Source organism: Streptomyces sp. SID5643, assembly GCF_009872555.1.
GTDB lineage: Bacteria > Actinomycetota > Actinomycetes > Streptomycetales > Streptomycetaceae > Streptomyces > Streptomyces iakyrus.
On sequence record NZ_WWIC01000052.1, the window covers coordinates 111719 to 117839 of the forward strand.

5 protein-coding genes are annotated in these 6121 nt (G+C 73.9%); 3 read left to right on the forward strand and 2 right to left on the reverse strand.

The window, feature by feature from the left end:
* Positions 1–24: 24 nt before the first annotated feature.
* Positions 25–843 (forward strand): SGNH/GDSL hydrolase family protein, encoded by an 819-nt coding sequence (locus GTY56_RS06420; RefSeq protein ID WP_346345427.1) that lies wholly within the window; start codon positions 25–27, stop codon positions 841–843.
* Positions 844–954: 111 nt separating this feature from the next.
* Here the strand turns inward: GTY56_RS06420 and GTY56_RS06425 are convergent, their stop codons facing one another.
* Both GTY56_RS06425 and GTY56_RS06430 read right to left on the reverse strand, forming a co-directional pair.
* Entirely contained in the window at positions 955–1569 is a 615-nt protein-coding gene (locus tag GTY56_RS06425; protein WP_161363342.1) for a TetR family transcriptional regulator C-terminal domain-containing protein, read from the reverse strand.
* Between the two features lie 95 nt (positions 1570–1664).
* Positions 1665–2843 (reverse strand): Glu/Leu/Phe/Val dehydrogenase dimerization domain-containing protein, encoded by a 1179-nt coding sequence (locus GTY56_RS06430; RefSeq protein WP_161363344.1) that lies wholly within the window; start codon positions 2841–2843, stop codon positions 1665–1667.
* A gap of 128 nt (positions 2844–2971) precedes the next feature.
* Here GTY56_RS06430 and GTY56_RS06435 point away from each other — a divergent pair, with 128 nt between their 5' ends.
* Both GTY56_RS06435 and GTY56_RS06440 read left to right on the forward strand, forming a co-directional pair.
* A complete protein-coding gene (locus tag GTY56_RS06435; protein WP_161363346.1) occupies positions 2972–4237 on the forward strand; it encodes an MBL fold metallo-hydrolase in 1266 nt (421 codons plus the stop codon).
* Positions 4238–4865: 628 nt separating this feature from the next.
* Positions 4866–6121 (forward strand): sensor histidine kinase (locus GTY56_RS06440; protein ID WP_161363348.1); only part of this gene is annotated, 1256 nt, incomplete at its 3' end.

Consider the following 6121-nt stretch of genomic DNA (forward strand, 5'->3'; position numbering starts at 1 on the left):
TTCGAAGGTGAATCATGAGCTGCTGTGGCAGACGATTCGAAGAGTGACAGCAGAGCAGAGATCGGGTCGTACGTGGCGGTGGGGGACAGCTTCACCGAGGGCGTCGGTGACCCCGGCCCCGACGGGGCGTTCGTCGGCTGGGCCGACCGGTTCGCCGTCCTGCTCGCCGACCGCAGGCCCGAGGGCGACTTCCAATACACCAATCTCGCCGTACGCGGAAAGCTCCTCGACCAGATCGTGGCGGACCAGGTTCCGCGGGCCGTCGACATGGCCCCGGACCTCGTCTCGTTCTGCGCCGGGGGCAACGACATCATCCGGCCGGGCACCGACCCGGACGAGGTGGCCGAACGTTTCGAGCGTGCCCTGGCCCGGCTCACCGCCGTGTCCGGCACGGTCATGGTGACGACCGGCTTCGACACCCGTGGCGTGCCCGTGCTCAAGCACTTGCGCGGCAAGATCGCCACGTACAACGGACACGTCCGTGCCATCGCCGACCGGTACGGCTGCCCGGTGCTCGACCTGTGGTCCCTGCGCAGCGTGCGGGACCGCAGGGCCTGGGACGCCGACCGGTTGCACCTGTCGCCCGAGGGGCACACGCGCGTGGCGCTCCGCGCCGGCCAGGTGCTCGGCCTCGACGTGCCGGCCGACCCGGAGCAGGCGTGGCCCGAGCTGCCCCCGCGCGGCGCTCTCGACATGCGGCGGGACAACGTCGCCTGGGCGCGCGAGTTCCTCGTGCCGTGGATCGGGCGCCGGCTGCGCGGGGAGTCGTCGGGCGACCATGTGACGGCCAAGGGAGCGCTGTCGCCGGACGACATCAGGATGCGGATCGCGCCGGTGGCGTGAAAGCGGCTTCTGCGCCTGCGGGCCGTGCCGGCCGGAAACCGGCGCGGCCCGCAGGCGTCGCAGCCATGGGCAAGCCCTCGACGGCCCCGACGCCCCGGCCTGGCGGCCGCGTCAGGGCGTCAGCCGCGCTTCCTCCGCCAGGCCCAACTCGCGGAGCAGCGCCTCCTCCACCCACTCCTGCGCCCGCGCTCGCGGCACCGCGCCGGCGTAGGACGTCAGCTGGACGGCGAGGCCATCGAGGAGGGCGGTGAGCCGCAGGGCCGTGCCGGCCGGGTCCGGGCAGCGGAACTCACCGGCGGCCACGCCCTCCGCGATGACCTCGGCGAGGGCCGCCTTCCACTGCCGGTCGAGGTCCTGGGCGACCTCCCGCAGCGCGGGATCGCGCAGCGCCGCCGCCCAGCCCTCGATCCACAGCCGCCAGCCCTTGGCCTGCCCCGTCGGGGCGTACCACCGCACGGCCGACCGCAGCCGGCGCAGCGCCGGTGAACGCCGGCCGAGCAGCTTGCGCAGATGCGCCAGGTCGCCCTCCGCCGCATGCCGGAACGCGGCGGCGACCAGCTGCTCCTTCGTCGAGAAGTGATAGAGGACCAGTGCGTTGCTCACGCCCAGCGCCGAGGCCACGTCGGCGATCCTGACCGCCGCCACACCCCTCGCCTCGATCTGCTCGATGGCGGCCCGCAGCAGATCCCCGCGCCGCTGGGCCACACTCAGCCGGACTCTCGTCACGCCGTCACCCTACCCACGCGCGTGCGGCCCCTCGACGGGGCGTTCCGGTCTGTCCGGCCGGCCGGTGACGGCTGCCGTCGCGGAGGGCGGGCACCTCACCGGAACCAGCCGAACCGCTCGGCGATCACCGGCAGCCGGTCCGCCGCGATGGCGTGGGCGGCGGCGCGCGCTGTCGACCCGTCGGCCCGCGCGCGGTCCAGCATCCGCTCGACCAGGGCCCGCATCGAGCGGCGGGTGTACGCGAACGCCTCCTCGGCGTCGGCGCCGATGTCCCCGAACAGCGTCCACCACCACCAGGCGTTCGTCCCCGAGTTGACGACGACGTCCGGCAGCACGGTCACCCCGCGCGCGGCGAGCAGCAGTTCCGCTTCCGGTCGTACGGGCATGTTGGCCGCCTCCACCACCCAGCGGGCGGTGATCCGCTCCTGGTTCGCGGTGTCGATCGCGTACGACACGGCCGCCGGCACCAGCACGTCCGCGTCGGCCGACAGCCAGGCGTCGCCGGGAAGTTCGCGGTCGCCGGGGCGCAGCGCCGAGCGGTCCACGGTGCCGTGGGTGTCCCGGGCGGCGAGCAGCGACTCGACGTCGAGGCCGGTCCCGTTGGCGATCGTGCCCTTGAGGTCGGCCACGGCCACCACCCTGAGCCCCGCGCGCGTGAGGAAGCGGGCGGTGGCCCCGCCCATGGTGCCGAGACCCTGGAGCGCGACCCGCGTCCCCGCGTACGGCACACCGGCCCGGTCCAGGGCGGCCAGGGTCGCCTCGGCCACACCGCAGCCGCCGACCAGCTCGTCCAGGCCTATGCCGTCGACCTCGACCGCGAACGCGTCCCGCAGGCGCCGCCGGGCCCCGGCCTCGTCGTCCAGCAGCGGATACACGGCCTGGATCGAGGAGACCAGACCCGCCTCGGCGGCGGCCCGGTCCACCAGGTCCTGAGTGAGCCCCAGGTCCTCGCCCGTCGTCCAGCAGCTCTCTATGTACGGCCGCATCGCACGCAGGTAGCGCACCAGCAGCGGGTACGCCCCGGGGTCCCGGGGGTCGCAGTCGATGCCGCCCTTGGCGCCGCCGAGCGGGACGTAGCGGCTCGCGGGGTCGTAGTGCAGGGCCTCCTTCACGGTCATGCCGCGGGCGAGACCCGCGACTTCGTCCAGGGTGCAGCCCGCGCGCATCCGCAGACCCCCGCTGGCGACCCCGCGCACCAGCCGGTCGACGACCAGGAAGCCCTGTCGTCCCGTGAGGTGATCGGTCCAGGTGAGGGACAGCAGGGGGGTGGCCATACGGGCTCCTTCGCCGCCGGATTACTGAATCATCGGTCAGTATCCCCTCCCGTGGGGCCCCTGCGATCCGGTGATGTCGGAGGGGCCGACCATAATGGAAAGCCTGACCGACTCCACCTGGAGGTACCGTGGCCGGTTTCCGTACCCTGAGCTCGGGGCTCCGTGCGCTGCGGCCCGGGGCGTTCGGCGCCGACCCGAGCGGTGAGCGCATGGCGCGGATCCGCAGATCGCCCCATTTCAAGGACGGGGTCTTCCAGAACCCCGGCGGCCCCGCGCGGACGCGGCCCTCGGGCTCGGCCCTGGACTTCGCGAAGGTCTTCTTCGACAAGGACACCCGGCCCCGCCGCGCCCCGAAGGGCACCGTCCCGGTGCACTCCACCACCCTCGCCGACATCGCCAGACCCCCGGCCACCGGCCTGCGGCTGACCTGGATGGGGCACTCCAGCGTCCTCGCGGAGATCGACGGCCGGCGCGTCCTGTTCGACCCGGTGTGGGGGGAGCGCTGCTCCCCCTTCTCCTTCGCCGGGCCCAAGCGGCTGCATCCCGTGCCCCTGCCGCTGGCCGCGCTCGGCCCGGTCGACGTCGTGGTCATCTCGCACGACCACTACGACCATCTGGACATGCCCACCATCAAGGCGCTCGCGGGCACCGACACGCTGTTCGCGGTGCCCCTCGGCGTCGGCGCGCACCTGGAGCACTGGGGCGTGTCCGCCGGCCGGCTGCGCGAGCTGGACTGGCACGAGACCACCGAGATCGGCGGGATCGGTCTCACCGCCACCCCCGCCCGGCACTTCTGCGGCCGCGGGCTGCGCAACACCCAGCACACCCTGTGGGCCTCCTGGGTCGTCGCCGGGGACGAGCACCGGGTCTACCACAGCGGTGACACCGGCTACTTCGACGGCTTCAAGGAGATCGGCGCCGAGTACGGACCGTTCGACGCGACGATGATCCAGATCGGCGCGTACTCCGACTTCTGGCCCGACATCCACATGACCCCCGAGGAGGGCATGCGCGCCCACCTCGACCTCCAGGGCGGCCCGGAGCGCGGCCCGATGCTCCCGATCCACTGGGCCACCTTCAATCTGGCGACGCATCCGTGGGCGGACCCCGGCGAGGGCACGCTCGCAGCCGCACACGCCGTGGGCGCCGCCGTCGCCCTGCCCCGCCCGGGCGAGCCCTTCGAGCCCACGGCGGAGACCGTCCCGTCCGAGCCGTGGTGGCGTGGGGTGGCGCTCGCCCCGGCCGGCGGCCACGCGGCAGCGCAGGCCCTCACCGGAGCCGGCATCAAGACCGCGTCGGACGCGGCAGCCATGGCCCAGGCCGACACTGTGAGTGACGAATCCTGCCGGGCCGGAAAGGGCACCGAGGATCCCGAGACGCTCCCGGCGGGCTGACGCGGGGCATACGCCAGACCGACGGCGAGGGCCGGGGAGCGAGAGGCTCCCCGGCCCTCGCCGTCTCTGCATGACCGCTTCTGACCAGGTCGGATCGAACTCGTTTCGTTCACGGCCGGATGCGCGACGGTGTTATCGGTCTGTCGTACGAGACCTCATACCAGAGCGGGACGCTCACCGTATGAGTTTGTCAACTGCCCACCGCACATGATGCGGTGGCGACTACTGTCAGTGGCCGTCGGGGAACAGGGCGGATCAAGGGAGCGGGGGTCGGCACGTGCAGGCGCAGGGCGGACGAGGGAGTCGACGCGACGGGGATCCCCGCTGCCCGCGCGCCACCGACGCCGGCACTGGCGCGGCCGGCGACATGGAGGCCACAGCCGCGGGCGGCCGGGCCGGTGAGGCCGCCGCCGTCGGGGGTGGTGCGGGCGTCGCCGGGGGCGGAGCTCGTGATGCCGGCGTCCACGGCCCGGGCCGGCATGCGGGCCCCGGTGGCGCCGGGGCCGGCCGGAAACGAGGGGAGCCCGGGCGTACGGCCCGGGGCGCGCGCAAGCGGCCACGCGAACCCGGACGCACCCCCGCGAGCCCCCCTGGCACCCAGGCCCGACGGACCAGTACGAGGACACCGATGTCTCACCTCCGCGCCCCGACCGCGCGCGCAGACCGCCGTGAGGGCGGGCGGCACGGACGGCCCGCCGTCCGCACCGCGACCGCGCTGCCCGAGACCCACATACGGCCCCAGCTGCTGCGTCTCGCGGTGTTGCCCCCGGTCGCCGTCGCCCTCAGCGGCTGCGCCGCCGTCCTCTTCACCGTCCGGTCCACCGGAGTGCGGCCGGGCCTCACCCTGTGGGCCGTGCTCGGCGGCGCCGTCTTCGTGGCCCTGGTCGGCATCGCCGTCGCCGCGGTCGCCGCCAACCGGGCCGCCCGGTCCGTGCACGACCGCATCGGGGTGCTGCGCCGCAGCACCGCCCGGCGCGAGGCCGACCTGCGCACCCTCGTCGAGACGCTGCGCCGCGGCGACGGGCCGCCCCCTCTCGCACCGCAGAGCCGGCCCGGCGGCCCCGCCGAGGACGCCGACGACTTCGACCTTCTCTCCGCCGACCTGTCCCGCGCGCACGACGGCGCCGTCACCGCCGTGGTGCAGGCCTCCCAGCTCTCCAGCCAGGCCGGCAGCGAACAGAAGCTGGAAGTGTTCGTCAACCTCGCCCGGCGCCTGCAGTCGCTGGTGCACCGCGAGATCTCCATCCTCGACGAGCTGGAGAACGAGATGGAGGACCCCGACCTGCTCAAGGGGCTCTTCCACGTCGACCACCTCGCCACCCGCATCCGCCGCCACGCCGAGAACCTCGCCGTGCTCGGCGGTGCCGTCTCCCGCCGCCAGTGGAGCAACCCGGTCTCCATGACCGAGGTGCTGCGCTCGGCCATCGCCGAGGTCGAGCAGTACTCGCGGGTCAAACTCGTGCCGCCGATCGACGGGCAGCTGCGCGGCCACGCCGTCGCCGACGTCATCCATCTCCTGGCCGAACTCGTCGAGAACGCCACGGTGTTCTCCGCCCCGCACACCCAGGTCCTGCTGCGCGCCAACCTCGTCACCTCCGGGCTCGCCGTCGAGGTCGAGGACCGCGGACTGGGCATGCCGCTGGAGGAGCAGACGCGGATGAACGCGCTGCTCGCCGACCCCGACCAGGTGAACGTCGCCCGGCTCCTCGCGGACGGTCGCATCGGCCTGTTCGTCGTTTCCCAGCTCGCCCGGCGGCACGGCATCACCGTCCGCCTCCAGACCAACATCTACGGCGGAGTGCAGGCGGTGCTCGTCGTTCCGCAGGCGCTGCTGGGAGCGGAGCCGGGGACGGGGACGCCGGGGGGAGCGGGGCAGCCGGCGGC